Origin of the sequence: Streptoverticillium reticulum, from assembly GCF_047456005.1 — a bacterium.
In the GTDB taxonomy this organism is placed as follows: Bacteria; Actinomycetota; Actinomycetes; order Streptomycetales; family Streptomycetaceae; genus Streptomyces; species Streptomyces reticulum.
Genome location: NZ_CP179755.1, coordinates 1,639,250 through 1,664,474, shown reverse-complemented (window position 1 = coordinate 1,664,474; position 25,225 = coordinate 1,639,250). Strand labels below are relative to the sequence as shown.

Genomic DNA, 25,225 nt, shown 5'->3' with positions numbered 1-25,225 from the left:
TGGTCGCGCCCACGCGGCGGAGCCGCTGGGGGAGTCAGCGCCCCGCGCTCCTCACGGGGCGCCCGGCGTGCCGGGTCAGGAGGTCCAGGAGGCGCTGCACGGCCGCGTCCGTGTCGGGGCGGTGCACGGCCCCGACCGTGGTCCGCAGGTGCGGGGACGCGTCGCGCAGCGGCACGAAGGCGATCCCGGGGACGGCGAGGTCGCGCAGGTCCTCCGGCAGGAGGCCGACGCACAGGCCCGCGGCGACGTAGCCGAGGAGGCCGCTGAGGTCGTCGGCCTCGGCCCGGCAGCGCGGGGTGAACCCGGCCTCCCGGCAGGCCAGCCGGCCCTGGGCGGCGAGCCCCGGCAGGGTCGCGGCGCTGGGGAGCGCGAAGTCGTCGTCGCGGAGGTCCGCCAGCGCGAGCGCCTCCGCCCCGGCCAGGCGGTGCTCGTGCGACAGGGCCGCGACGATCCGTTCGGCGGCGAAGTCGCGGACGGCCAGCCCGTCCGGCACGGGCGAGGGATCCCGGACGAACGCGATGTCCAGGGTGCCCGAGCGGACCATCTCCACGAGCGCGGCCGTGGCGTCCTGTCTCAAGTGGATGCGCAGGCCGGGGAGTTCGTCCGCGGCCGCCCGCAGCAGCCGGGGCAGATGACGGTGGCTGAGGATGCTGACGTAGCCCACGCGCACGTCGCCCTCCAGACCGTGCGCCACGCGCCGCACCCGTTCGACGGCGGCGGTACGGGCGTCGAGCAGCCGCTGCGCCTCCACGGCGAAGGCGGCGCCCGCCGGGGTGAGGCGTACGCCGCCCGGCCCGCGGTCCAGGAGCCGCACGCCGAGGCCGCGTTCGAGCCGCTGCATCGCCTGGCTGAGCGGGGGCTGGCTCATCGAGAGGCGCTCCGCGGCCCGGCCGAAGTGCTTCTCCTCGGCCAGCACGAGGAACTGCTCCAGCAGGCGATTCGTGAACTCCATATGCCCCAGCATATCGAGCGCGCAGGAAACATATATTGGACAGACCCGGCTTCCCTGGCGTGGAGTGGTTCCAGGCGCTGAGCGGCGCGTTCCGCTCCCCGCCCCCACAGGCACAGGCGTCATCCGAGGAAGCCACCCATGCACATGCACGACGTCGCCCGGCTGTTCACGACTCCGCTGGACGCACCCGCTTTCGCCCCCACCCGGTACCGGTTCACCGACCGCGAGTACCTCACCATCACCTACCGCACCGACCCGGAGGCCCTGCGCCGGGTCGTCCCCGAACCGCTGTCCCTGCCCGAGCCGCTGGTGCGGTTCGAGGTCATGCGGATGCCGGACGTGACGGGGCTCGGCGACTACACCGAGGCCGGCCAGGTCGTCCCCGTCGAGTACGCGGGGGAGCGCGGCGAGTACAACCTGGCGATGTACCTCGACAGCGTGCCCGCGATCTCCAGCGGCCGGGAGCTGAGCGCCTACCCGAAGAAGGCCGGCAAGCCCCGGCTCTACACCGACTCCGACACCTTGGTCGGCACCCTCGACTACGGCTCGCTGCGCGTGGCCACCGCGACCATGGGCTACAAGCACCAGCCGATGGACCTCGACGAGGCCCGCGCCGAGATCTGCGTGCCCACCTTCATGGTCAAGGCTGTGCCCGGCTACGACGGCCGGCCGCGCATCTGCGAACTCGTACGCACGCAGATCACCGACATCACGGTCAAGAGCGCCTTCCGCGGCCCGGCCCGCCTGGAGCTGTTCGCCCATGCCCTGGCGCCGCTTGCCGACCTGCCGGTCCTTGAGGTCGTCGACGCCGCCCACATCCTCACCGACCTCACCCTCAGCCCGGCCGAGGTCGTCCACGACTACCTCGCCCACTGAGAGGCGCGCCATGAACGCTTCCATGCATGCATCCACCCCGTACCGGCGCGCCGCCGTCATCGGCGGCGGCGTGATCGGGATCTCCTGGACCGGACTGTTCCTCGCCCACGGCCTGGACGTCGTCGTCAGCGACCCGCGCCCCGACGTGCGCGAGCAGGTCCTGGCCGGGCTGGACGGGATCACCCCGGCCCTGGCCGAACTCGGCCTGCCCACCGGTGACCTGACCGCACGCCTCCGCTTCGAGGCCGACCTCGCCACCGCCGTCGCGGACGCCGACGTCGTGCAGGAGAACGGGCCCGAACGGCTGGCCGTGAAGCAGGAGATCTGGCAGGTCGTCGAGCAGGCCGCCCCCGCCCACGCGCTGCTGGCCACCTCGACCTCCGGCATCCCCGCCACCGCGATCGCCGAGGCCATGCGGCAGCCCGAACGGCTCGTCGTCGGCCACCCGTTCAATCCGCCGCACCTCGTGCCGCTGGTCGAGATCGTCCCCGGCGAGCACACCGCACCGCACACCCTGCTGCAGGCCCGCGACTTCTACGCCTCCCTCGGCAAGAAGCCGCAGATCCTGCGCAAGGAGATCCCCGGCTTCGTCGCCAACCGCCTGCAGTCCGCGCTCTTCCGCGAATGCGTGCACCTGGTCGCCGAAGGCGTGGTGACCGAGGCCGAGCTGGACGAGATCGTCACCGCCTCCATCGGCCTGCGCTGGGCCGTCGCCGGCCCGTTCCGCACCTTCCACCTCGGCGGCGGACCCGGCGGCCTGCCGCACTTCCTGCAGCATCTCGGCCGCGCCATGGAGGCCATCTGGCCCGGCCTGGGCAGCCCGACCTTCGACGAACCCACCGTCGCCCTGCTGACCGCCCAGGCCGAAGAGGCCTTCGCCGGCGAGCCGGTTGGCGAACTCGCCGCCCGCCGCGACCGCGCACAGATCGCCCTGATGCGCGCCCTCGCCGCAACCTCTCACGAACCGACAGAAGAGATAGAAGAGACAGAAGAAGAGACAGAAGAAGAGGCAGCAGCATGAACCTCACCGAGAAGATCGAGACCGCACTTGCCAAGCCGGTCACCGGCGAGGCCGACGACCCCTTCGACATCCACGCCGCACTCGACGACGTCCTCGGCGGCGTCGGCATGAGCGCACAGGACGCCGGCGGCACGGTCTCCTTCACCGGCGCCGACCCGGTGGTGCCCTCCACCCTGCGGCTCGCCGCCGCCCCCGCCCTCGGCCTCACCGCCAAGTCCGTGGCCCTGGCGAAGCTGTGGCAGCACCGCGGCGGGCGCGGCCAGGACATCGCCATGGACCTGCGCAAGGCCCCGCACCGGCTGTGCCCCTTCTACGACGCCAAGTGGGAGAAGCTCAACGGCTACCCGGTCGTCGCCCCCGACGACCCCTTCGCCCTCTCCTTCTACCGTGCGGGCGACGGGCGTTGGGTGATGCCGCTGAACGTCTACCCGGCCCTGAAGTCCCGCACCCTGAAGCTGCTCGGCACCCCCGACGACGCCCTGGCGATCTCGAACGCGATAGCCCGCCGGGACGGCGCGGAGCTGGAGCAGGCCGGCGCGGACGCCGGCGTCGTCATGCCGATGCTGCGCAGCACCCGGGAGTTCCTCGGCACCCGCCAGTACCGGGACGTCCTGGCGGACCTGCCCCTGATCGAGATCGAGAAGATCGGCGACAGCGACCCCGAGCCGCTCCCGACCGACGCCGCCCAACCGCTCGACGGCGTACGGGCGCTGGGGCTCGGCCACGTCATCGCCGGTGCCGCCATCGGCCGCACCATGGCCCAGCACGGCGCCGACGCCCTCAACATCTGGCGGCCGGGCCAGTTCGAGAACGACATCCTCTACTACACGGCCCAGGTCGGCGTCCGCTCCGCCACCCTCGACCACGCCCGTGACCCGCAGGCCGCGGCCGTCCTGCGGCAACTGCTGCGCGACTCCGACGTCTTCTACGCCAACCACCGAGCCGGCTACCTCGAACGCATGGGCCTCACCGAGCAGGAAGCCGCCGAGATCCGCCCCGGCATCATCCACACCACCGTCAGCCTGCACGGACAGCACGGCCCCTGGGCCCACCGCGTCGGCTTCGACCAGACCGCCGGCTGCGTGGCCGGCATGATGAACCTCGAAGGCACCGACGACAACCCGGCCCTGCCCCCGATCAAGGTCGTCAACGACTACCTCGTCCCCTGGCTCGCCACCACCGGCATCGTCGCCGCCCTGATGCGGCGCGCCACCGAGGGCGGCAGCTACCGCGTGCACGTCTCGCTCACCCGCGTCGCCCTGTGGATCCTCAGCCTGGGCGTCCTCGACAAGGATTACGCCCGCGCACTGGCCGGAACCGGCGAACGGCACGCCTACCTCGACCCCGACACCTTCACCGCCGACACCCCGTGCGGCCGCTACCAGGGCGTCACCGACCAGGTCGTCATGTCCGAGACCCCCGGCGCCTTCCGCACCGTCCTCATGCCGCGCGGCTCGGGCCGGGCCGCCTGGCTCCCGCGGGGTTGAGGCCCCGCCACCAGCCACGACGTACCCGCAGTGGACGTACCCAGGGGCTTCGCCCCGGCCCCCGGGACGGTGTGTCGACTGCGGGCCGTCCGTGGTTGGTCGCGCAGTTCCCCGCGCCCCTGACGGGGCGCTCCAGCCGACGGCTCAAACCGCCTGCACCGGGCGGTAGTCCGCGCACCACATCGCCGCCCGGACCCGGCTGTCGATCGTGTCGTCCACGACCGCGCCCGCGACCCCGTCGCGCGCCGCGGCCCGGGCGACGGCAGCGGCCACCGCGGCGGAGGTCGAGCGCAACTGCCGTGCCGGCGGCAGGATCGGCGTGCCGGGTTCGGCCGGGTCCACCTGTGCGGCGACGGCGTGGGCCGCGGCGGTGAGCATGCCGTCGGTGATCCGGGCGGCCCGCGACACGATGCTGCCGAGGCTGAGCCCGGGGAAGACGAACGCGTTGTTGGCCTGCCCGACCCGGTGCATCACCCCCTTGTAGGACACGGGGGCGAACGGGCTGCCGGTGGCCACCAGGGCCCGCCCGTCGGTCCATGCGATCAGGTCGGCGGGCACCGCCTCCGCGAGGGGCGTGGGGTTGGACATCGGCAGGATGATGGGCCGCTGTACGGACGCGGCCATCTCCCGGACGACCGGCTCGGTGAAGGCGCCGCCCCGGCCGGACGTGCCGATGAGGACGGTCGGCGCGACCCTGCGCACCACCTCCGCGAGCGGGATCCCGCCGAGGGCCTCGTCACGTGCCCAGCCCGCCGCCTCGCCCGCGGGGCGGGCGTACGGGACCTGGAAGTCGCGCAGGCCGGTCGTGTCGTCGGTGAGCAGGCCGTACCGGTCGACGCACCAGATCCGCCGGGCGGCGTCCTCCGGTTCCAGGCCCTCGTCGGCCAGCGCCCGGCGCAGCTGGTCGGCGACGCCGATGCCCGCCGTGCCGGCGCCGAAGACCACGATCCGGTGCTCGCGCAGCGGCGTGCCGCTCGCCCGCACCCCGCACAGCACCGCCGCCAGGTTCACCGCTCCGGTGCCCTGGATGTCGTCGTTGAAGGTCGGCACCCGGTCGCGGAAGCGGGCCAGCACGCGCCGTGCGTTGCCCGCGCCGAAGTCCTCCCAGTGCAGCAGGACGTGGGGGAAGAGACGGGTCGCCGTCTCCACGTAGGCATCGAGGAAGGAGTCGTAGACGGCGCGTTCCGCCCGCGGATGCCGGTTGCCGAGATAGAGAGGGTCGTCCTGCAGCCGCCGCCGGTCGGTGCCCACGTCCAGCATCACCGGAATGGTGCGGGCCGGGTCGATGCCGCCCGCGGCGGTGTAGACGGCCAGCTTGCCCACGGAGATGTTGATGCCGCCCACGCCCCAGTCGCCGATGCCCAGGATCGCCTCGCCGTCGGTGGCCACGATCAGGTCGACGTCGTCCGGCCCCAACTCCGTGGCGAGCAGCGAGCGTTCGATCTCCTCGGGGGCGTCCACGGACAGGTAGATCCCGCGCGGGCGGCGGTACTCGTAGCTGTAGCGCTCGATGGCCGTGCCGACGGTCGGGGTGTAGACGATGGGCAGCATCTCGTCGAGGTGTTCGCTGATCAGCCGGTAGAACAGCACCTCGTTGCGGTCGTGCAGGGCGGTCAGATAGACGTGCTTGGCCAGGTCGCTGGGCTGGACGCCGTACTGCGTGTAGGCGCGGGCGGTCTGCTGCTCCAGCGTGAGCGCGTGGGGCGGCAGCAGGCCGACGAGACCGAGCGCGTGCCGCTCGTCGTGCGGGAAGGCGGTGCCCTTGTTGAGCCGGGGATCGGTCAGCACGGCACGGCCCCGGGCCGTCGTCTCCCAGCGGCCTTGCTCCGGGTTCCACCTGGTCCGTCCTGGGTTCATGGCGGCTCCCCTCGCCGCAACGTCTTCCTCCCAGCATGGACCCGCTCGCAGACGGGCGCCCGCCGGGCTTCGCGCCCCGTAAGGGGCGCGGGGAACTGCGCGACCAGCCACCGACGGCCTGCAGCCGACGCACTGCCCCTGGGGGTACCTCCTGGGGGCACGCCAGCGGTAGCTGGGGGAACCTCGGCTGCGGGCGCGTCGTGGCCGATCGCGCAGTTCCCCGCGCCCCTTACGGGGCGCTGTGGTGCCGCGCGACGAAGATCCGCCGGACAGGCCCTACCTACAACGTCGCCAGCCGCCCCGCCAGGTCGTCGAGCCCGAGCGCCCCCTGGGACAGCGCGGCCGTGTGCCACGCCCTGAGGCAGAACGCGGCCCCGTGGCGGCGGCGAGCCGCTTCGCGGCCCTGCAGCCAGGCGCGTTCGCCGAGTTTGTAGCCGATGGCCTGGCCGGGCCAGCCGAGATAGCGGTCGATCTCGCCGGTCCGGCGGGCGGCCGGGCTGCCGTGGTGGGCGGCCATGAACGCGGTGGCCAGTTCGGGGGTCCAGCGTGCGCCGGGGTGGAAGCCGGAGCCGGCGGGGACGGTCAGCTCCAGGTGCATGCCGATGTCGACGATCACCCTGATGACGCGGAGCATCTGCTTGTCCAGGTAGCCCAGCCGCCGCGCGGGGTCGGTGAGGAAGCCGAGCTCGTCCATGAGCCGCTCGGCGTACAGCGCCCAGCCCTCGGTGTCGGCGCCGACCGAGCCGAGGGTGACCTGGTAGCGGCTGAGCCGGTCGGCGAGACCGGCCCGCCGGGCGAGCTGGAGGTGGTGGCCGGGCACGCCCTCGTGGTACCAGGTGCTGACGAGCTGCCAGGTCGGGAAGACCGTCCGGCCCAGCGTCGGCAGGTACGTACGCCCCGGCCGGCCGAAGTCGAGGCTGGGGCCGACGTAGTACGGGGCCGGGGACGTGCCCGCGGGCGCGATCCTGGACTCGACCCGGCGGAGCGGGCCGGAGAGGTCGAAGTGCGTGCCGTCGAGGGCGTCGACGGCCTCGTCCATGATCTGCTGCAGCCACACGCGGACCGCCTCCACGCCCTCCACCGCGTGGCCGTGCTCGTCGAGATGGGCCATGGCCGTCAGCACGTCCGCACCCGGCAGCACGCGGCCGGCCTCGCGGCGCATCTCGGCGGCCGTGCGGTGGAACTCCTCCCAGGCCCATGCGTAGGCCTCGGCCGGGTCGAGGTCGGCGCCGGTCGCCCAGCGGGCGGAGCGCAGATAGCGTTCGCGGCCGACGGCGTCCGGGGTGCCGTCCGCCGCGGGCAGATAGACGTCCCCGAGCCAGTCGCGGAACCCGGCGACGGCCGCGGTGGCGTGGCGGGCGGCGGCGTCCAGCTCGGGCCGGAGCCGCTCGGGCCCGTTGGCCACGAACTCCGCGAACCAGCCCGCGGTCCCGGTGTCCTGGCCGGTCCACACACCCAACTGGCCTCTGCACGCCTCTGCTTGGCGGGGCGCCGAGAGCAGACCGCGGGAGATGCCCTCGGTCAGCGTCGCGCGGTAGCCGTCCAGGGCGCGGGGCACGTTGCGCAGCCGCCGGGCCGTCGCCGCCCAGTCGTCCTCGGTGTCGGTGGGCCGCAGGTGGAAGATCCCCCGCACCTTGTGCAGGGGCGAGTTGACGTTGCGCAGCTGCCGGAAGGTGTCCCCGGCGTCGTGCACGGCGAGCTCCGCGGTGAGGCGTTCGCGCAGCAGCCGGGCGCAGGCCTGCTCGACGGGGTCCGGGGTGGGGGATGCGGTGTCGAGAGCGGCGAGTGTGCGGCGCGCCAGGTCGGCGAGGGCATCGAGGCCGTCCGGGGACAGGTCCGGCTGCCGGTCATCCTCCGGGTGCACGCCCAGCCGCGCCGAGATCAGCGGGTCGAGCGCCGCGACCTGCGCGACGTGGGCGTCGGCTATGCGGCGTGGGGTGGTCGGGGCGGTCAACTCGTCTGTCAACTCGTCTGCCATCACCACAGCTTGGTGCAGGCTGCGGGCCGGCTGCCAGGGTGCGGTGCGTCAGGAGGTGTGGAGGACCAGGGCGGCGTTCTGGCCGCCGAAGGCGAAGGAGGTGCTGGCCGCCGCCGTCAGGGCGGCGGTGCGCGGGACCTTCGTCACGATGTCCAGGTCGATGTCCGGGTCCTGCCGGTCGAGATTGGCGGTGGGCGGGATGGTCCCGTGCTGCAGGCTCAGCACCGTGACGGCGGCCTCGATCGCTCCGGCGGCGCCGATGGCGTGGCCCAGGGTGCCCTTGAGCGAGGTGACGGGGGGCGGGGCGGTGAAGACCGAGCGCAGTGCGTGGCATTCGGCCTGGTCGTTGAGGCGCGTGCCGGTGCCGTGGGCGTTGACGTGGCCGATGTCGGCCGGGTCGAGGCCGGCGTCCTGCAGGGCGGCGCGCAGTGCCGCTGCGGCACCGCGCCCTTCGGGGTCGGGGGCCGCGAAGTGGTGGGCGTCGCAGCTCGCGCCGTAGCCGGCCAGGTGGGCGCGGGGCCGGGCGCCGCGTGCCCGCGCGTGCTCAGGACGTTCCAGCACCAGCACCGCCGCACCTTCGGCGAGGACGAATCCGTCGCGCTCGGCGTCGAACGGCCGGGAGGCGGCGTCCGGTTGGCCGATGCGCCGGGACAGGGCCCCCATGCGGTGGAAGCAGGCCGCGGGCATCCGGCAGCGGACGGACTCGGTGCCGCCGGCCAGGACGATGTCGCAGGTTCCGGCGCGCAGCAGGTCGCGGGCGACACCCAGAGCGGTGGTGCCGGAGGCGCAGGCGGTGGAGACCGCGAAGTTGGGGCCGCGCGCGGTCAGGTCCAGGGCGATGTCCGCGGCCGGCATGTTCGGCACGCTGCGGGTGACGGCCAGGGGCGAGACGGACAGGGGGCGGCCTGCGCCGAGTTTGGCGTACTCCGCGTCGTACCGCTCCATGCTGGCGGTCCCGGTGCCGATCACCACGCCGACCCGGGCGGCGTCCCACTCGTCGGGGGAGAGGCCCGCGTCGGCGGTGGCGTGCCGGGCGGCCAGGACGGCCATCGCGCCCGCGCGGTCGAGCCGCCAGGCCAGGTGCCGGCCGATGAGGCGGTGCGCGTCGAATTCGGGCACCTGGCAGGAGATGTCCACGGGGAGCCCGGCGAGTACGGGGTCGCGCTTCGCGGTGGAGCGGGCGGCCAGCAGGCCGTGCCAGGTGGCTTGTTCGCCGATGCCGGCCGGGGTGACCAGGCCGAGCCCGGTGACGGCCACCGGGAGGTGCGTCCGAAGAGCCATCAGACGACGGTGCCGGCAGGGCCGGGCGTGCGGCCGGGCGGCACGGACGGGGTCGCGCCGGCCGCATCGATCAACTGCGCGACGTCGGCCGGCGTGCTGTGCCCGGTGACTTCGGTCACCGGTTTCCCGGTGCGGTCCTCCAGGGCGAGGGCCGGCTCGACCAGGGCCGGCTCGACCAGGGCCAGGGAGTCCCGTTTCAGGCCGTGGAGCGTGGTCCCGGGCGCGAGCGTTGCGGGATGGGTCCCGACGGCCTGGACCAGGGTGGTGCGGACCAGCTCGTAGCTGCTGTGCTCGGTGCTGCCGTGTTGCTTCACGGCCACAGAGCCTTTCGCGCCGGGCCGTCACCGGCAATCACCGAATCGCACCCGGACGAGTGCATTTCCGTGAACCCGGTGGCCCGGCGACGGCGCGTGTGGTCTACGAGACCGGCCCCTGCATGTGCTGGCTGATCCACTGGATCAGTCCGCCGTTCTCCATGGCCGGCACGTAGGTGGCGCCGTTGTGCTCGCCGCCCTGGATGACGTAGTACTTGCTCTTGACCGGGCCCTTGTTGCCGTACGTCGCGACGAACTTGTCGATCGGCGGCTTCACCGGCTCGCTCGACCCCACCTGCAGGCCCAGGTAGACCTCCGGCCCGCCCTTGGCGATCAGGCGCTGGGCCAGGATGTTGGAGTTGTTGTCCTCCTTCTCCTTCTCGTGCCCGGCCCACAGACGGGAGTCGGGGACGATGTCGGGGCCGGAGGCGATGACGGCCTTGAACTTGTCCGGCTTCTGGAGCACGGACTTCAGGCCCGCGGTGCCGCCGGTGGAGGAGCCGAAGAAGGCCCAGCCGTCGCGCGACTTGATCGTGCGGAAGTTCTCCCTGATCAGGTCGGGCACGTCCTCGGTCAGCCAGGTGCCCATCTTCGGCTGGCCGGGGATGTCGCTGCCGTCCCAGTACAGGCCGGCCTTCGGGTCGTTCTTGTCCTTGTCGTGGTTCTCGGGGTTGAGCACCGGCATGGCGAGGATGAACGGCAGACTCTTGCCCTCGTCCGCCCACTTCTGGATGGAGGACTCGAGCTTGAGGTCCGTCCCCATCCAGTAGTTGCTCGGGTAGCCCGCGCCGCCCGGCAGGGCGATCATCACGGGGAAGCCGCTGTCCTTGTACTTCGGGTCGTCGTACTGCTTCGGGGCCCAGACCCAGACCTTGCCCGTGAAGCCGGACTTCTTGCCCTGGTACGTCGTGACGGCGATCTTGCTGCCGTCCTCGGGCACCGTGCCGGAGACCGTGAAGTCGGCCTTCGGCCCGGTGGGCATCAGGGCCTTGGCGGACTGCCCCTTGCCGTCGGACGAGCCGCCGCCGAAGGAGATCGAGTCCCCCTTGTCCGAGAAGACGTCGAAATAGTTCAGGACGGGCCAGGCGATGGCCCCGAGCACGGCTATGCACGCCACGACGATGCCCCAGCGCTTTGCGGGGGAGGACGCGCGGCGCCGGGACCGGTAGGAGGTCGGCGGGGAGTACGTCATCGGTTGAGCTCGCTCCGGATGGCTGGTCGCCCCGAGGGGCGCGTACATGGTCACCTTTAGAGACAGGCGAACCGTGCCAGGGGTTCCGGAATCGGGGGAAAGGTGCTTCTCGGGTCCCTCCGGTGATGACGTGAGCGGGCGTCTTCTACCGCAGCGGGCGCGGTGATCGCAAGACCGATCATCACATCAGGTGTCGGGCGTCCCGGCAATTGCAGAAACGCGCCATCAGCACGTCGGGCAGGCCTACGCTACGCGGTGCCGTGGGCCGCACCGCCGGGTCCTTGCGGGCCGGGCCCCGTCCGTTCCGTCACCGAGGTGGGAGTGGCGGTGTGCGCGGCGCCGCATCTCATCGGGAGGCACAGTGACGGGTCGGGTCGACACGCAGTCTGCACAAGCGCCGGAGACGCGCCCGCGGGACGGGCGGGAGCCTGCGGAGACCCTTGAGCGCGATGCCCAACGGGCTGCGGCGAGGGCGGCGTTGGACAAGCTTGCCGGACGTGCGGCCGCCGAGGGGGCGGGAGAGGGGAAACGGGCGCCCCGTGGCGGACTGCTCAGCTTCGCCGGACCTGCCGGCGTCGGTAAGACCACGCTGCTGGCCGAGGTCCGGCATCTGGCCCGGGAACAGGAGTGCACGACGCTGTTCGCCCGTGGTGGCGAGAACGAGCAGAGCTCGGCCTTCTACGTCCTGCGGCAGCTTCTCCAGCCGCTCCTGGCCTCGTGCACCGAGTCCGAGCGGCACAACGTGCTGGGGGACTGGTACGGCATTGTCGGTCCCGTCCTGGGGCTGTGCCCGGCAGCGGACTCGGCGGAACCCGATCCGCAGGGTGTGCGCGACGGGCTGGACTGGCTGGTCACCAATATGGCTGTGTCCCGCGGCAGTCTGGTCGTGGTGCTGGACGACGCGCACTGGGCGGATCCCGAGTCGCTGACGTGGCTCTCCTCCTTCGCCGGCCGCGTCGACGATCTGCCGGTCCTGGTGGTCGTCGCCTACCGGCCCGACGAAGTGCCCGACATTCCGCGGGCGTTCAGCGACCTGCTGAGCCGGAACCGGATGCGTCCACTGGACCTGGCGCCGCTCAGCCCGGCGGCCGTCACCATGCTCGTGGCGCACGAGCTGGGTCCTGGTGCCGAGGTCGATGAGGAGTTCGGCCGCGAGGTATGGAAGATCACTGGCGGTAATCCCTTCGAGACGGTCGAGCTGGCCGGTGCCGTGCGGGAGGAAGGCCTGGCCCCGACAGGTGCGAACGCGCCGCAGCTCCACGACATGTCCGGCGCCATGTCCGGCGCCGGAGTCCTGGACCGGCTGGAGCGGATGGGCACGTCCGTCGTCCGGATGGCCTGGGCCGTCGCCGTTCTCGGCACGGAGGCGTCGGCACCGCTGGCGGCCTCGGTGGCGGGGCTGAGCCCCACGGAGGCGGGCGAGGCGTTGGACCGGCTGGTGGCCGCGGAGATCGTGCGGGGCGACGAGACACCGGAGTTCGGACATCCGCTGATCGCGACGGCCGTCTATCGGGACATCCCTCCTGCCATGCGGGTGGCCCTGCACGGCAAGGCCGCGTGGGAGCTCATCGAGGCCGGGAAGGGGGCCGCGGCGGCGTCCCGGCACATGCTGGAGACCCACCCGGAGGAGGACGAGTGGGTGGCCGGGCACCTGCAGGCAGCGGCCCGTGAATATCTGCGCACGGGTGCTCCCGACGCCGCCCGGCGCTGTCTGGACCGAGCCCTGCGCGAGCCTCCGCCGGCGGAGATGAAGGCCTCCGTGCTGTACGAGCTCGGCAGCCCTGCCCTGTTGTACGACCCGTCGGTCACGGTCAACCACCTCCGGGCGGCGCTCGAGGAACCGCTGCTGGACAAGGAGATGCGCGTGGACGCCGTCATCCGGCTGGCGCGGTCCCTGGCACACGCCGGCCAAGTTCCGGAAGCGGCCGAGGTGCTGGCGGCGGAGGCGCAGGCGACCACCGACCCGCGGGTCCGGCTGCGGATGCACACCGAGCACTTCCTGCGGGCGGCCTTCACGGCCGAGGAGGATGACGGCCCGGGGCGCTCGCGGTTGCTGACCCAGCTCGCGCAACGGCTGACCGGCCGCGATCTCACCGAGCGGTATGCGCTGGGGCTGCGGGCGTGGGACGCCATGGTCCGCGGAGAGCCGGCGGGGGTCGCTCTGGACCACGCGGAGCGGGCCCTGGGGTCGGGGCTGAGCTGGACCGACCAGCACTGGGGCTCCGAGGTGCCGATGCTGTTGGCACTCACCTTCATGTACTGCGACCGGCCCGAGCGGGCCGAGGAGCTCTTCGCCGAGGGCATCGCCGATTCCGAGCGCAAGGGATGGCGCGGTGGTCAACTGGCCATCGGATATACCTTGTTGGGATACGTTCGGTTCCGCACCGGCCGACTGGCCGATGCCGAGGACTTCGCGCGCGCCGGCCTGCGGGCCGCCGACAGGGTCGGACCCGGCACCCCCGCGCAGTGGTACGCGGTGAGTACCCTCATCGAGATCCTGCTGGCCCGCGGCCAGGTCGATGCCGCCCAGGAGTTGGCAGTCCGGTACGAGTTCGGGAAGCCGTTCCCGCCCGTCGTGACCATTCCGGACGCCCAGGCGGTGCTCGGTGAACTCCGGCTGGCACAGGGCGCATACCAGGAGGCCGTCGAGGAACTCACAGCGGTGGGGCGCCGCCTCGACCGGCGGGGCGTGCACAATCCGGTCTGGTGCCCCTGGCAGCCGCGCCTGGCCCTCGCCACGTACGACTCCAACCCCCAGCGGGCGCGGCACCTGGCGAAGGAGGCGGTGCAGCGTGCCGAGCGCTTCGGCACGGAATCGGCGATCGGGCAGGCCCTGTATGCAGCGGCCCGCGTCCACGACGGGCCCGAGAGTGCCGACATGCTGCAGAAGGCGGTCGGTCACCTGGAAAAGTCGCCTTCGGTCTACGAACTCGCCTGTGCCCTGGTCGACCTCGGTGCTGCGATGCGCCGCACCGGACGCCTGGTGCAGGCGGCCGAGAGCCTGTACCGCGGTGTCGAGGCCGCCAGTTCCTGCGGTGCCGATGCCGTGGTGGCGAAGGCGCGCCAGGAATTGGCGGACGCCGGCCTGAGGCCGCGTCGGCTGGGAATTCACCGTTGACCGGCGAATCGTCGTAAAGCGTCGCTTGTGCAGACCCTGTGAGGAAGGTGGGGCGCGTGCTGGCATATGCGCGCGCCCCGAAAAGATTCGTTGCGTCGGCGCCGGTCTCGGGGTCCACCACACGGTTTGTATGAACGGTGAATGGGAAAGGCTCGGTTGCGTCCATTCGGGAAGAGAAAGCTTTGGCCTTTCCTGAATGGGTCATTCCGGTACGCCGAACGCATTCCTCAGAGTCCTCAAGGATTCTCTGCTGCCGATCCGGTGGCTGTCGTCTCACCAGGTCGGCGCAACGATGCGAAGGGGATCGAGCCGTGGCCATGCTCACCATGTCGGAGGTCCTGACACCGGCACGGATTCGCTGCGAGGTCAGGACAGTTCTGGAGAATTTCTTCGCCGAGCGGATACGTTCGGCGGCCTCTCAGCACGTTGCCGACCTTGTCGCCGTATTGCGGGGCCTGGTGTTTGCGGGGGGCAAGTTGATCCGGCCGACCATGTGCATATGCGGATGGCATGCCGCCCGTGGCAAGGGGGATCTCGGCCCGCTGCTCCGGGTGGCGGCGAGCCTGGAGCTGTTCCATGCCTTCGCCCTCATCCACGACGACGTCATGGACGAAAGCGAGACCCGCCGGGGCCGGTTGAGTGCCCACCGGGCACTGGCGACTCTGCACCGTCGCCGCGGCCTTCCGGGGGACAGCAGCAAATTCGGCCGCAACACGGGCATTCTGCTCGGGGACTTGGCGCTCTCCTGGTCCGACGAAATACTCCAGACCGCCGGCCTCACGGCCGCCCAGTTGCGTGCCGCCCTGCCGGTGCTGCACGCCATGCGCACGGAGGTCATGCTCGGCCAATACCTGGACCTGCTCCTCACCGGCGGGCTGGACGGCGACGTGCAGCAGGCCCTGACCACGATCCGGTTCAAGACGGCCAAGTACACCTTCGAACGTCCCTTGCACCTCGGCGCCGCACTGGCGGGTGCCGACGGATCCGTGACCGACGCCTGTTCCGCATATGCGCTCCCGATCGGAGAAGCCTTCCAGCTCCGGGACGACCTGCTGGGCGTCTTCGGCGACTGCGCGAAGACGGGCAAGCCCACGCTGGACGATCTGCGGGAAGGCAAGCAGACGGTCTTGATGGCCGTCGCCGTCATGCGGGCCACCCCGGCCCAACTCCGTGTTCTGAAGGCTTCGGTGGGCAACCCCGCCCTCGACGCGGTGCAGGCCGGTGCCGTCCGCGTCGTCCTGGAGGAGACCCTGGCCCGCCAGGAAGTGGAACGCCTGATCGCCAGGCGCCGACGGGAGGCGCTGGGCGCGCTGGACCGGGCCCCTTTCCCGCAGGCCGCCGTCGCGATGCTCCGGCGTGTCGCGGACAGCGCGACGGAGCGCACCTCATGAGCTCCCCGACTCCCGAGAAGGAGGCCGCCCGATGCCGATGATCGATCTGTCCGTTCTTGTCGACGGCTTCTACGACCCGCCCTGCCCCATGGTCAACCCGGCCGCGCCGCAGGCCGAGGACGAGGTGATCGCCTGGTTGTGGGAGCTCGGGTTCCTCAAGTGCAAGGCACAGGAACAGCACTTGCGGTCATTCAAGTTCGGTCTGTACCACGGTATTTCGACGCCGGCCGTGGATCTGCAGCAGCTGGTGCTCGGCATCCAGTGGTTCTGCTGGGGTTCCCTGGCCGATGACCAGTACGACAACTACGACTGGGGCGAACGGGAGGAGCGCATGCGTCGCGTCCTGCGCGACATGCGGGCCATCGCCACGAGGTGCCCGGAAGGTCTGCGGCGCGCGCAGGACAACCCCGTGATCGCGGGCTTCGCCGATCTGTGGCCCCGGCTGACTGCAGGGCTCTCGCCGCGGTCACGGCAGCGCATCACCGGACACTTCCTGGACTACATGCAGGCCATCGTGCTGCAGAACCGGTACCACGCGAAGGGCCGGGTCCCCGACGCGGCCACGTTCGTCACCGTGCGCCGGAACACCATCGCGATGCTCTTCCAAGTGGACGTTCTCGGGATCGTCTCGCGCATCCGCATCCCCGATGTGCTGCGCGACAGCCTGCTCTTCCGGGAGCTGACCTTGTGCTTTGCCGACATCCTGGCCTGGCACAACGACGTCTACGGTCTGGAGAAGGACATCGCCGACGGTCAGACCTGCAACGTCGTCCGGGTCGTCGCCGCGAGCGAGGGGTGCACCCTGACGGAGGCCGTGGCCCGGGTGCTGGACCGGGCCAAGCAGCGGCAACAGGTCTTCCTGGACATCGAGGCGCAGCTACCCGGTCTCGCCGACTCGCTCGGCCTGCCTTCCGAAGCGGCCGCCGAGGCGGCGCGTCTTGCCACCGATCTGAGGGCGTACGCCTTCGCAGATCTCGTCTGGATCGGGGAGACCCGTCGGTACGACCTGGATCTCCCGAGGATCAAAGGCACCTTCGACGACGTCCTCATCTCTCACTGAACTCACCGATCTCCACAGGGGAATGAACCACGTGAGCAGCAAGATTCCCGGGGTACCGGCCGCGCCGGGGCGTGTCCCCCTGCTCGGTCACACCGTGGCACTCTGGCGGGACCCCTTGGGTTTCCTGGAGTCACTGCACAGGGCAGGGGACACGGTCCGGGTGGACCTCGGGACATGGCCGGTGTACTTCGTCACCTCTCCCGAACTCGTCCGTGACGTCCTGGTCAATCGTGCGCGGAGTTTCGACAGGGGGCGACACGCCGATCGGGTACGGCAGTTGTTCGGCAACGGTCTCGCCACGTCCGACGGGGAGTTCCACGACCGCCAACGGCGCCTCGTGCGCCCTGCATTCCATCGCAACAGGGTGGCCGGCTGGGTCGAGGTCATGGCCCGCCATGCACGTGACCTGGCGGAGTCGTGGCGGCCCGGGCAGGTCGTCGAGCTGAACCGGGTGATCACCGAACTGGTGCTGGCCACCTTCGCCGAAGCGATGTTCGCCTCCCGCATGGCCCGCCCGGCCGTCGAGGAGATGCAGCGCTCGCTGCCAGTGATCATGCGTGATGCCGTCACCCGGGCCGTGTTGCCGAAATTTCTGGACCACGTGCCCGTCCCCGTCAACCGCCGGTTCGACACCGCAGCCGCGCGGTTGCGGCGGGAGTTCGATGAGGTGATCGCGCGGTACAAGGATGCCGGTGCCGATCACGGCGACCTCCTGTCCCTTCTCCTGGCGGCGCGCGACGCCGATACCGGCGAGGCCATGAGTCCGGAGCAGGTCCGCGACGAACTCGTCACGATCACGGTGGCGGCCACCGAGACCACGTCCGCGGCACTTGCCTGGGCCTTCCACGAACTGGGCCGCGCACCCGAGGCGGACCGGCGGCTGCACGTGGAGATCAGTGAATCGGTCGGCACCGAGGCGGACTACGCCGATCCCGATGCCCTGCCGTACACCTCGGCGGTGCTGAACGAAGTCCTGCGCCTGCATGCGATCCCGTTGTCGATGCGCAGGGCCAGGGAGCCCGTGGAGCTCGGTGGGGTGTGCATCCCCGAGGGCAGCGAGGTCGCCTTCAGCATCTACGCGCTCCACCGCGACCCCCGGCGTTATCCGGACCCGCACCGTTTCACCCCGGACCGCTGGCTCGCCCCGCATGCCGGTCGGCCGGGCCGGGGCGCCTTCATCCCGTTCGGAGCAGGCAACCGGAAGTGCCTGGGCGACTCGTTTGCCTGGGCCGAGATGACGGTGGCCCTGGCCGCGGTCGTGTCCCGCTGGCGTCTGCGGCCCGTGGCCGGGAGCACCCCGCGCGAGGTCCGGTCGGTGAGCATCCCCCGGCCGTCGTCACTGCTGATGACGGCGGTGCCGCGGGGCGCGTAACGGGCCCCTGTCGAGAGACCCCCGCTCACGAGATATCTTGATGTCGAGCAATGTTACAGACGTGAAGCGGAGCACCCGGTGACTGACTCGACGATCATCTATACGCACACTGACGAGGCCCCCGCCCTGGCGACGTACTCGTTCCTGCCGGTGGTCCGGGCGTACGCCGCCACGGCCGGGGTCGCCGTCGAGACCCGTGACATCTCGCTGGCCGGCCGGATCATCGCGACCTTCCCCGAGCACCTGGAGGAGGGGCAGCGCATCGGCGACGCCCTCGCCGAGCTCGGCGAGCTGGCCAAGACGCCCGGGGCCAACATCATCAAGCTGCCGAACATCTCGGCCTCGATCCCGCAGCTGAAGGCCGCGATCGCCGAGCTGCAGCAGCAGGGCTACGCGCTGCCGGACTACCCGGACGACCCGAAGTCGGACGAGGAGCGCGAGATCCGCGCCCGCTACGACAAGATCAAGGGCAGCGCCGTCAACCCGGTCCTGCGCGAGGGCAACTCCGACCGCCGCGCCCCCGCGTCGGTCAAGAACTACGCCAAGACGCACCCGCACCGCATGGGCGCCTGGACCTCCGAGTCCAAGACGAACGTCGCCACGATGGACGCCGACGACTTCCGCTCCACCGAGAAGTCCGTCGTGATCGCCGAGGACGGCGCCCTGCGCATCGAGCTCGTCGGTGACGACGGCTCCACCACCGTGCTGCGCGAGTCGGTGCCCGTGCTCGCGGGCGAGGTCGTGGACGCGTCCGTCATGCGCGTCGGCGCCCTGCGCGAGTTCCTCACGGCCCAGGTCGCCCGGGCCAAGGCCGAGGGCGTGCTGTTCTCCGTGCACCTGAAGGCCACGATGATGAAGGTCTCCGACCCGATCATCTTCGGTCACGTGGTGCGCGCCTTCTTCCCGAAGACCTTCGCCGCCTTCGGCGCGGACCTGGCCGCGGCCGGCCTGACCCCGAACGACGGGCTCGGCGGCATCTTCAAGGGCCTGGAGTCGCTGGCGAACGGCGCCGAGATCAAGGCGTCCTTCGACGCCGAGCTCGCCGAGGGCCCGGCCCTGGCGATGGTCGACTCGGACAAGGGCATCACCAACCTGCACGTGCCGAGCGACGTCATCGTCGACGCCTCCATGCCGGCCATGATCCGCACCTCCGGCCACATGTGGGGCCCGGACGGCCAGGAGGCCGACACCCTCGCGGTGCTGCCGGACAGCAGCTACTCCGGTGTCTACCAGGCCGTCATCGAGGACTGCCGCGCCCACGGCGCCTACGACCCGGCCACCATGGGCTCCGTCGCGAACGTCGGCCTCATGGCGCAGAAGGCCGAGGAGTACGGCAGCCACGACAAGACCTTCGAGATCCCGGTCACCGGCACCGTCCGCCTGGTCGACCAGGCCGGCAACGCCGTCCTGGAGCAGGTCGTCTCGGCCGGCGACATCTTCCGCGCCTGCCAGGCCAAGGACGCCCCGATCAAGGACTGGGTCAAGCTGGCCGTCACCCGCGCCCGCGCCACCGGCTCCCCGGCGGTGTTCTGGCTGGACGCCACCCGCGCCCACGACGCCAACCTGATCGCCAAGGTCGAGCAGTACCTGGCCGAGCACGACACCGAGGGCCTGGACATCCGTATCCTGTCCCCGGTCGAGGCCACCAAGCTCTCCATCGAGCGCATCCGCCGCGGCGAGGACACGATCTCCGTCACCGGCAACGTGCTCCGCGACTACCTGACCGACCTGTTCCCGATCCTGGAGCTGGGCACCAGCGCCAAGATGCTGTCGGTCGTCCCGCTGATGGCGGGCGGCGGCCTGTTCGAGACGGGCGCCGGCGGTTCCGCGCCGAAGCACGTCCAGCAGCTGCTCAAGGAGAACTACCTGCGCTGGGACTCGCTGGGCGAGTTCTTCGCGCTGGTGCCGTCCTTCGAGCAGCTCGCGAAGACCACGGGCAACCAGCGTGCCCAGGTCCTCGCCGACACCCTCGACCGCGCCACGGCGACCTTCCTCAACGAGGACAAGTCCCCGACCCGTCGCGTCGGCGGCATCGACAACCGCGGCAGCCACTTCTACCTGGCCATGTACTGGGCCCAGGAGCTGGCGAAGCAGACCGACGACGCGGAGCTGGCCAAGGCCTTCGCCCCGCTCGCCGAGACGCTCACCGCCAACGAGCAGAAGATCGTGGACGAGCTGAACGCCGTCCAGGGCAAGCCCGCCGAGATCGGCGGCTACTACCAGCCCGACCCGGCCAAGGCCGCGGCCGTGATGCGTCCGTCCGAGACGTTCAACCAGGCTGTCGCCTCGCTGGTCTGACGTTCCGTCAGTCCAGCCGCAGTACCCCGTACCGCCCCGACCGGCATTCCGCCGGTCGGGGCGGTTCCGTTTTTCCGGCCGTTTTCCGGCCGGTTCTTTTCGGCGCGGCCGAAAAGCGTCCCTGAGTATTCGATTCCGCTTCATTTCAAGATTTATTCACTCGGCAAAACCTTGAATGGTCTCGGACAAGTGCGATACACATGTGACTCGTGTGCCACTTGTGGCGCCTGAGACTTTGCTGGGGAAAGGGAAGTGATGCCGAGTACTCCATTGCCGGAGACGCTCCACGTCCTGCGCACGCGGAGCGTGCTGCGGAATTACGCCGACGAGCCCGTCGACGACGCGACCGTCGAGCAGCTGCTGGAATGCATGCTGGCTGCACCCACTGCCTCCAACAAGCAGGCGTGGTCGTTCGTCGTGGTGCGCGAGCCGGAAAACGTGCGGCGGCTCAGGGCGTTCTCGCCGGGAATGATCGGAACGCCCGCATTCATTGTCGTGGCCTGTGTCGACCGGCGTATGGCGGCAGGCTTTTCCGGCGACATTTCACGGAAGATCTACGACACGTCGAAGCTCTGCGTCGCCATGGCGGTGGAGAACCTGCTGCTCTCCGCGCACGCCATGGGACTGGGCGGCTGCCCGGTCAGCAGCTTCCGGGAAGAGGTGATCCGGCTGCTGCTGGACCTGCCGGAGTACCTGGAGCCGCTGCTGCTGGTGCCCGTCGGCCGTCCCGCGCAGGGGCCCACGCCGTCCGACCGTCGTGACAAGAACGAGGTGATCAGCTATGAATCCTGGGGAAACGGTGCTGTCGCAGAACCGACTGCATGAGGAAATAGCCCTCCTGGCCGCCTATCTCCTGAGCAGCGGCCGCGGGCTCCTCGAAGAGCCCGCGGACTACGGCGCGTTCCGCTGCGCGGACGCCGCCCGCCGCACGCTGGAGATCCTGGAGCGGGCCGGGGCGAGCACACCCGAGCTCACCGCGGTGCGGGAGCGCCTGGACGGGGTCATGTTCTCGCCCATGGGCGGCGACATCGATCTCGCCGGAATTCTCGACGAATTGTGCCTGCAGACCGCCACCGCACTGCAGGAGCCCACGTCATGACGGAGGGCGTCTTTACACAGTCCCCGGCCCTGGTGATGGACGCGGAGCCGCTCAGCGAACGGTGCCGCACCTTGTGGCAGCGCGGCGAGCACGCCCTCATCGGCATCAGCGCGGGCAACAGCTATTTCAACCAGGACCGGCTCACCGCCCTCCTGGACTGGGCGGGCAGCGCCTTCGAACAGGTCGACGTCGTGTACGTCGACACCCATATCGACTCGATGCTCGTCGCGGACGGCCGCACTCCGGAGAACGCCGCAAAATCGGTGCGGACCACGCTCAAGGACGTCCGGCGAAGAATCCGGCGGGCGTTGGAGCGGCTGGGGCCGGACGCCGCGCGCTTCCGGGTACGGGCCCTGTCCGAGCTCATGGACCTGCCCGTCTACCGGGCCGTGACGGAGCGGACCGACCGGGCCATCGACGAGGATGCGCAATTCGCCCCGATCTGCGAGGCGATGGTGCAGCAGATCGTCGAGCACCGCCCCGGCGCCGACGGCACCGTCACCGCCGCCCACATCCAGGCCGGGCTCGACTACCTCAAGGCCGAGGCCCCGCTCTTCGTGGACTCGCCCGCCATCTTCGGAGTCTCCTCCTCGGTGGTCCTGTACCACATGAGGACGCCCATCTCCGAGCATCTCGCCCGGCACACCGAGGGGTTCGCCGCCGCGCCGGGACAGGGGTTCGTCGTCGTGAGGCCGTCCGAGGCGGCGCTCGCCACGGCGACCGCGGCGTGAAACCCGGCATCGAGCCCGGTATCGAGCCCAGCATCGGACGCAGCGTGAAACAAAGCCGCCCGGCCGTGCGTTGACACACCGGCGTCACAGGTTCCACCGGGACACTCTTCCGCCGCCCGGACCGTAGGGTCGAACTTGTCGTTGTTCGAACCTTACGTAAAGAGTGCGCACGCTCCCTGCCGTGCGGCCACAGAAGGGCGGTCCTGCGGTGGAGCTTCCGCGCGTCGAGTTCAAGGTGCTGGGGCCCCTGGCGGCGCTTGCCGACGGCCGTGCCCTGCCGCTCGGCGGCCCCAAACAGCGGACCCTGCTCGCGATGCTGCTCGTCAACGCCGGGACCCCGGTCTCCGTGGACCGGCTGAGCGACGCGGTCTGGGGCGTGGCCCCGCCCGCGTCGGCCCAGGCCAACGTCCGCAGCTACGTAGCCGTCCTGCGCCGAGTGCTCAACCCGGCCTCCGGAGAGGACAGGTTGAGCCTCGGCCACGGCGGCTACCGGCTGCAGCTGCGCAACGGCGAACTGGACCTGCACCGGTTCGACGAGCTCGCCGCGCGGGGCCGCGCCGCCCTGGCCGGCGGGGAACACCGGGCCGCGGCCCAGGCCCTGCAGGAGGCGCTGGCGCTGTGGCGCGGCGCCCCGTACGAAGGCGTCGTGCACCACGACGCCCTGCACATCGAGGCCGCCCGCATCGAGGAGGCGCGGCTGGCCGCACTCGAGGACTACGCCGAGGCCCGGCTGGCGCTCGGCGAACCCCGCGAGCTGACCGGCCTGTTGCGCACGGAAGTGGCCCGCTACCCGCTGCGCGAGTCCCTGTGGGCCCGGCTGATGGTTGCTCAGTACCGCTGGCACGGCCCGGGCGACGCCCTGAAGTCCTACGCCCGCGCCCGCGCCGTCCTGCGCGACGAACTCGGCCTCGAACCCGGCTCCGAACTCCGCCGCCTGCACCGCGCCGTGCTCGCCCGCGACCCCGCACTGGGCGCCCCGCCCGACCCCGCCCCGCCCGTGCACGCCGGGGTCGTCTGGCAGTTCAGAAGCCAACTCCCCGCCGACGAGACCGACTTCGTCGGCCGGGACCGGGTGCTGGCGCGAGCCCGCGGGCTGCTCGACCCGTCGCCCGGTGCGCCCTTCCGGACGGGCTCGCCCTGCGCCGTGCCCGTCGTCGTCCTCACCGGCCTGCCCGGCGTCGGCAAGACGACCCTCGCGACCCGGCTCGCCCACCGGATGCGGGACGCCTTCCCCGACGGCCGGCTCTTCCTGCACCTGGACGGCGCCCGCGGCCCCCACCGCGACGCCGGCGCGATCCTCGCCGACCTGCTGCTCAGTCTGGGCGTCTCCGGCTCGTCCATCCCCGAGGCGACCGAGGACCGCGCGGCGATGTTCCGTTCGCTGCTGTCCGGCCGCAAGGTGCTGGTGCTGCTCGACGACGCCCGCGACGAGGCCCAGATCCGTCCGCTGCTGCCCGGCACCCCGGGCTCCGCGGCCCTGGTCACCAGCCGGGCCCGGCTGACCGGACTGACCGGCGCGGAACTCGTCGACATCGACCCGTTCGACGACGCGGAGGCGCAGGACCTGCTGCAGCGCATCGTCGGCCCCCGGCGGCTCGCCGCCGAACCGGCCGAGACCGAGCGGATCCTGGCCAGCTGCGCCGGACTGCCGCTGGCCCTGCGGGTCACCGCGGCACGACTCGCGAGCCGCCCGCACTGGCGGATCGGGCGCCTGGCCGACCGGCTCGCCGACGAACAGACCCTGCTGGCGGAGCTCACCGTCGGCGACCTCGCCGTCCGCACCAGCGTCGCCGCCAGCTACCACGGCCTGGCGCCCGACGCCGCCCGCGCGTTCCGCGCCGTCGGCATGCTCCCCTCGCCGGAGTTCCCCGGCTGGGCCCTCGCCGCCCTGCTCGGCGCCCCCGACCCGGACGACGCGACGGACGTCCTGCTCGACGCGAACCTGCTCCAGGTCGAGGGCATCGACGTCCAGGGCCAGCCGCGCTTCCGGATGCACGACCTGCTCCACGTCTACGCCGCCGAACGCGCCCTCGCCGAGGAACCGGAGGCCGGCCGGCAGGCCGCGGTGGCCCGGGTCCTGGACGGCTGGCTCTCCCGGGTCCGCGCGGCCGGCCACCAGCTCATCCGCGGCGGCACCGGCGACCAACTCCCGCAGGTCGAGGGAGACCTGGTCGGATGGCTGGAGGGGGAGCGCACCAACCTCGTCACCGCGGCCCAGTTCGCATCGGAGTCCGGATACTGCACGCACGCCGCCGCGCTCGCCTCCGCCATGGAGGACGTCTGCCACGTACGGAACTGGTGGGACGAGTGGGAACACGTGGCACGGGCCGCACTCGCCTGCGCCGAAGCGGTCGGCGACACCGTCGCCGCCGCGGTCGCCCAGGGCTCCCTCGCCCGCGTCTCGGGCGTCCGCGGCCGCGTGGACGACGCCATGACCCGGTACGCCACCGCCATCGCGCAGTTGGACGAACTGGGGGAGGCGCACCACGCCGCCCGGCTGCGCATCCACCGCAGCATCGCCGTCGCCGACCGGGGCATGGCGGACCTCGCCCACGACGACGCGGCCTCCGCCGTCGCCGTGATGAGCCGGCTCGGCGACGAGCACGGCCGCGTCATCGCCCTGCGCAGCCTCGCCTTCGCGCTCGTCTGCCAGGGGCGCGGGGCCGAGGCCGTCGACACCCTGGCACCCGCCCTGGAGACGGCCGAGCGCCTCGGACACCCGCTCGCCCTCGCCGACATCCTGCAACTGCTCGCCTGGGCCGAACTCTCCGCCGGCCGCACCGACCGGGCCGCCGGCCACCTCGACCGCGCCCTCGTCCTCTTCCGCAAGGTGCGGCACCGCCCCGGCGAGGCCTACGCGCTGATGACCCTCGGCCGTGCACACGCCGAGCACGGCCCCGGACCGGCCGCCGCCGCCCGGGCACTGGGCCCGCTCCGCGCGGCGGCCGCCGTCTTCACCGAGCTCGGCGAACGCCGCGGCACCGCCTTCACCGACTACTGGCTCGGCCGCGCCCACACCGCACTCGGCGACCTCGGCGCCGCGGCCGACCACCTCAACCGGGCCCTGACCGGGTTCCGCAGCCTGCGCATGCCGTACTGGGCGGGGCTCGCCCAGCGGGAGCTCGGGGGGCCGCCGGCGCGTGCCTGAGCGCTCTGCGGGAAGGCGGTGCGTCGTCGGCTGCGGGCCGTGCGTGGTTG

At 71.7% G+C, this 25,225-nt stretch carries 18 protein-coding genes; 12 read left to right on the top strand and 6 right to left on the bottom strand.

The genetic code is table 11. The features are described from left to right. Window positions 1–34: 34 nt before the first annotated feature. Window positions 35–952: a LysR family transcriptional regulator gene (locus tag ACMATS_RS07585; protein ID WP_414167402.1), complete on the bottom strand. Its 918-nt coding sequence runs from the start codon at window positions 950–952 to the stop codon at window positions 35–37. A gap of 138 nt (window positions 953–1,090) precedes the next feature. On the opposite strand from ACMATS_RS07585, the gene ACMATS_RS07580 reads away from it, so the two are divergent. From ACMATS_RS07580 to ACMATS_RS07570, 3 genes are read left to right on the top strand one after another with little or no spacing between them, the layout of a single operon-like run. Continuing rightward, a complete protein-coding gene (locus ACMATS_RS07580) occupies window positions 1,091–1,828 on the top strand; it encodes an acetoacetate decarboxylase (protein ID WP_414167401.1) in 738 nt (245 codons plus the stop codon). 22 nt (window positions 1,829–1,850) lie between these two features. Then, window positions 1,851–2,849, top strand: coding sequence for a 3-hydroxyacyl-CoA dehydrogenase NAD-binding domain-containing protein (locus ACMATS_RS07575; protein ID WP_414167400.1), 999 nt, complete (start codon window positions 1,851–1,853; stop codon window positions 2,847–2,849). Continuing rightward, entirely contained in the window at window positions 2,846–4,336 is a 1,491-nt protein-coding gene (locus ACMATS_RS07570) for a CoA transferase (protein ID WP_414167399.1), read from the top strand. Before ACMATS_RS07575 ends, ACMATS_RS07570 begins: the two co-directional genes overlap by 4 nt. Before the next feature lie 144 nt (window positions 4,337–4,480). On the opposite strand, the gene ACMATS_RS07565 is transcribed toward ACMATS_RS07570, so the two are convergent. The 5 genes from ACMATS_RS07565 to ACMATS_RS07545 all read right to left on the bottom strand — a co-directional run bounded on the left by ACMATS_RS07565 (window position 4,481) and on the right by ACMATS_RS07545 (window position 10,958). Then, a complete protein-coding gene (locus tag ACMATS_RS07565) occupies window positions 4,481–6,193 on the bottom strand; it encodes an NAD-dependent malic enzyme (protein WP_414167398.1) in 1,713 nt (570 codons plus the stop codon). A gap of 280 nt (window positions 6,194–6,473) precedes the next feature. Beyond that, window positions 6,474–8,171 carry a DUF885 domain-containing protein gene (locus ACMATS_RS07560; protein WP_414167397.1) on the bottom strand — a complete coding sequence of 566 codons (1,698 nt, stop codon included), beginning with the start codon at window positions 8,169–8,171 and terminating at the stop codon, window positions 6,474–6,476. A 48-nt stretch (window positions 8,172–8,219) separates the two neighbouring features. Next, entirely contained in the window at window positions 8,220–9,452 is a 1,233-nt protein-coding gene (locus ACMATS_RS07555; protein ID WP_391154824.1) for a beta-ketoacyl-[acyl-carrier-protein] synthase family protein, read from the bottom strand. After that, on the bottom strand, window positions 9,452–9,766 hold the full coding sequence (locus ACMATS_RS07550; RefSeq protein ID WP_414167396.1) for a hypothetical protein: 315 nt from the start codon (window positions 9,764–9,766) through the stop codon (window positions 9,452–9,454). The genes ACMATS_RS07555 and ACMATS_RS07550 overlap by 1 nt, the downstream gene beginning before the upstream one ends. A gap of 103 nt (window positions 9,767–9,869) precedes the next feature. Beyond that, the gene (locus ACMATS_RS07545) at window positions 9,870–10,958 is read right to left on the bottom strand and encodes an alpha/beta hydrolase (RefSeq protein ID WP_414167395.1); all 1,089 of its coding nucleotides are present in this window, start codon (window positions 10,956–10,958) and stop codon (window positions 9,870–9,872) included. A 478-nt stretch (window positions 10,959–11,436) separates the two neighbouring features. On the opposite strand from ACMATS_RS07545, the gene ACMATS_RS07540 reads away from it, so the two are divergent. The 9 genes from ACMATS_RS07540 to ACMATS_RS07500 all read left to right on the top strand — a co-directional run bounded on the left by ACMATS_RS07540 (window position 11,437) and on the right by ACMATS_RS07500 (window position 25,175). Continuing rightward, window positions 11,437–14,076, top strand: a complete 2,640-nt coding sequence (locus ACMATS_RS07540) for an ATP-binding protein (protein WP_391154828.1) — start codon at window positions 11,437–11,439, stop codon at window positions 14,074–14,076. Window positions 14,077–14,393: 317 nt separating this feature from the next. Next, the gene (locus tag ACMATS_RS07535) at window positions 14,394–15,467 is read left to right on the top strand and encodes a polyprenyl synthetase family protein (RefSeq protein ID WP_390779872.1); all 1,074 of its coding nucleotides are present in this window, start codon (window positions 14,394–14,396) and stop codon (window positions 15,465–15,467) included. 31 nt (window positions 15,468–15,498) lie between these two features. Further along, the gene (locus ACMATS_RS07530; RefSeq protein ID WP_390779760.1) at window positions 15,499–16,527 is read left to right on the top strand and encodes a terpene synthase family protein; all 1,029 of its coding nucleotides are present in this window, start codon (window positions 15,499–15,501) and stop codon (window positions 16,525–16,527) included. Window positions 16,528–16,558: 31 nt separating this feature from the next. Beyond that, complete coding sequence (locus ACMATS_RS07525) at window positions 16,559–17,899, top strand: cytochrome P450 (protein WP_414167394.1); 1,341 nt, start codon at window positions 16,559–16,561, stop codon at window positions 17,897–17,899. Window positions 17,900–17,977: 78 nt separating this feature from the next. After that, window positions 17,978–20,197 (top strand): NADP-dependent isocitrate dehydrogenase, encoded by a 2,220-nt coding sequence (locus ACMATS_RS07520; RefSeq protein WP_414167393.1) that lies wholly within the window; start codon window positions 17,978–17,980, stop codon window positions 20,195–20,197. Between the two features lie 270 nt (window positions 20,198–20,467). After that, entirely contained in the window at window positions 20,468–21,022 is a 555-nt protein-coding gene (locus ACMATS_RS07515) for a nitroreductase family protein (RefSeq protein ID WP_414167392.1), read from the top strand. Next, on the top strand, window positions 20,979–21,296 hold the full coding sequence (locus ACMATS_RS07510) for a DUF6092 family protein (protein WP_414167391.1): 318 nt from the start codon (window positions 20,979–20,981) through the stop codon (window positions 21,294–21,296). Before ACMATS_RS07515 ends, ACMATS_RS07510 begins: the two co-directional genes overlap by 44 nt. Next, a complete protein-coding gene (locus ACMATS_RS07505) occupies window positions 21,293–22,027 on the top strand; it encodes a tRNA-dependent cyclodipeptide synthase (RefSeq protein WP_414167390.1) in 735 nt (244 codons plus the stop codon). Before ACMATS_RS07510 ends, ACMATS_RS07505 begins: the two co-directional genes overlap by 4 nt. A gap of 181 nt (window positions 22,028–22,208) precedes the next feature. Continuing rightward, on the top strand, window positions 22,209–25,175 hold the full coding sequence (locus ACMATS_RS07500; RefSeq protein WP_414167389.1) for an AfsR/SARP family transcriptional regulator: 2,967 nt from the start codon (window positions 22,209–22,211) through the stop codon (window positions 25,173–25,175). Window positions 25,176–25,225: the final 50 nt, after the last annotated feature.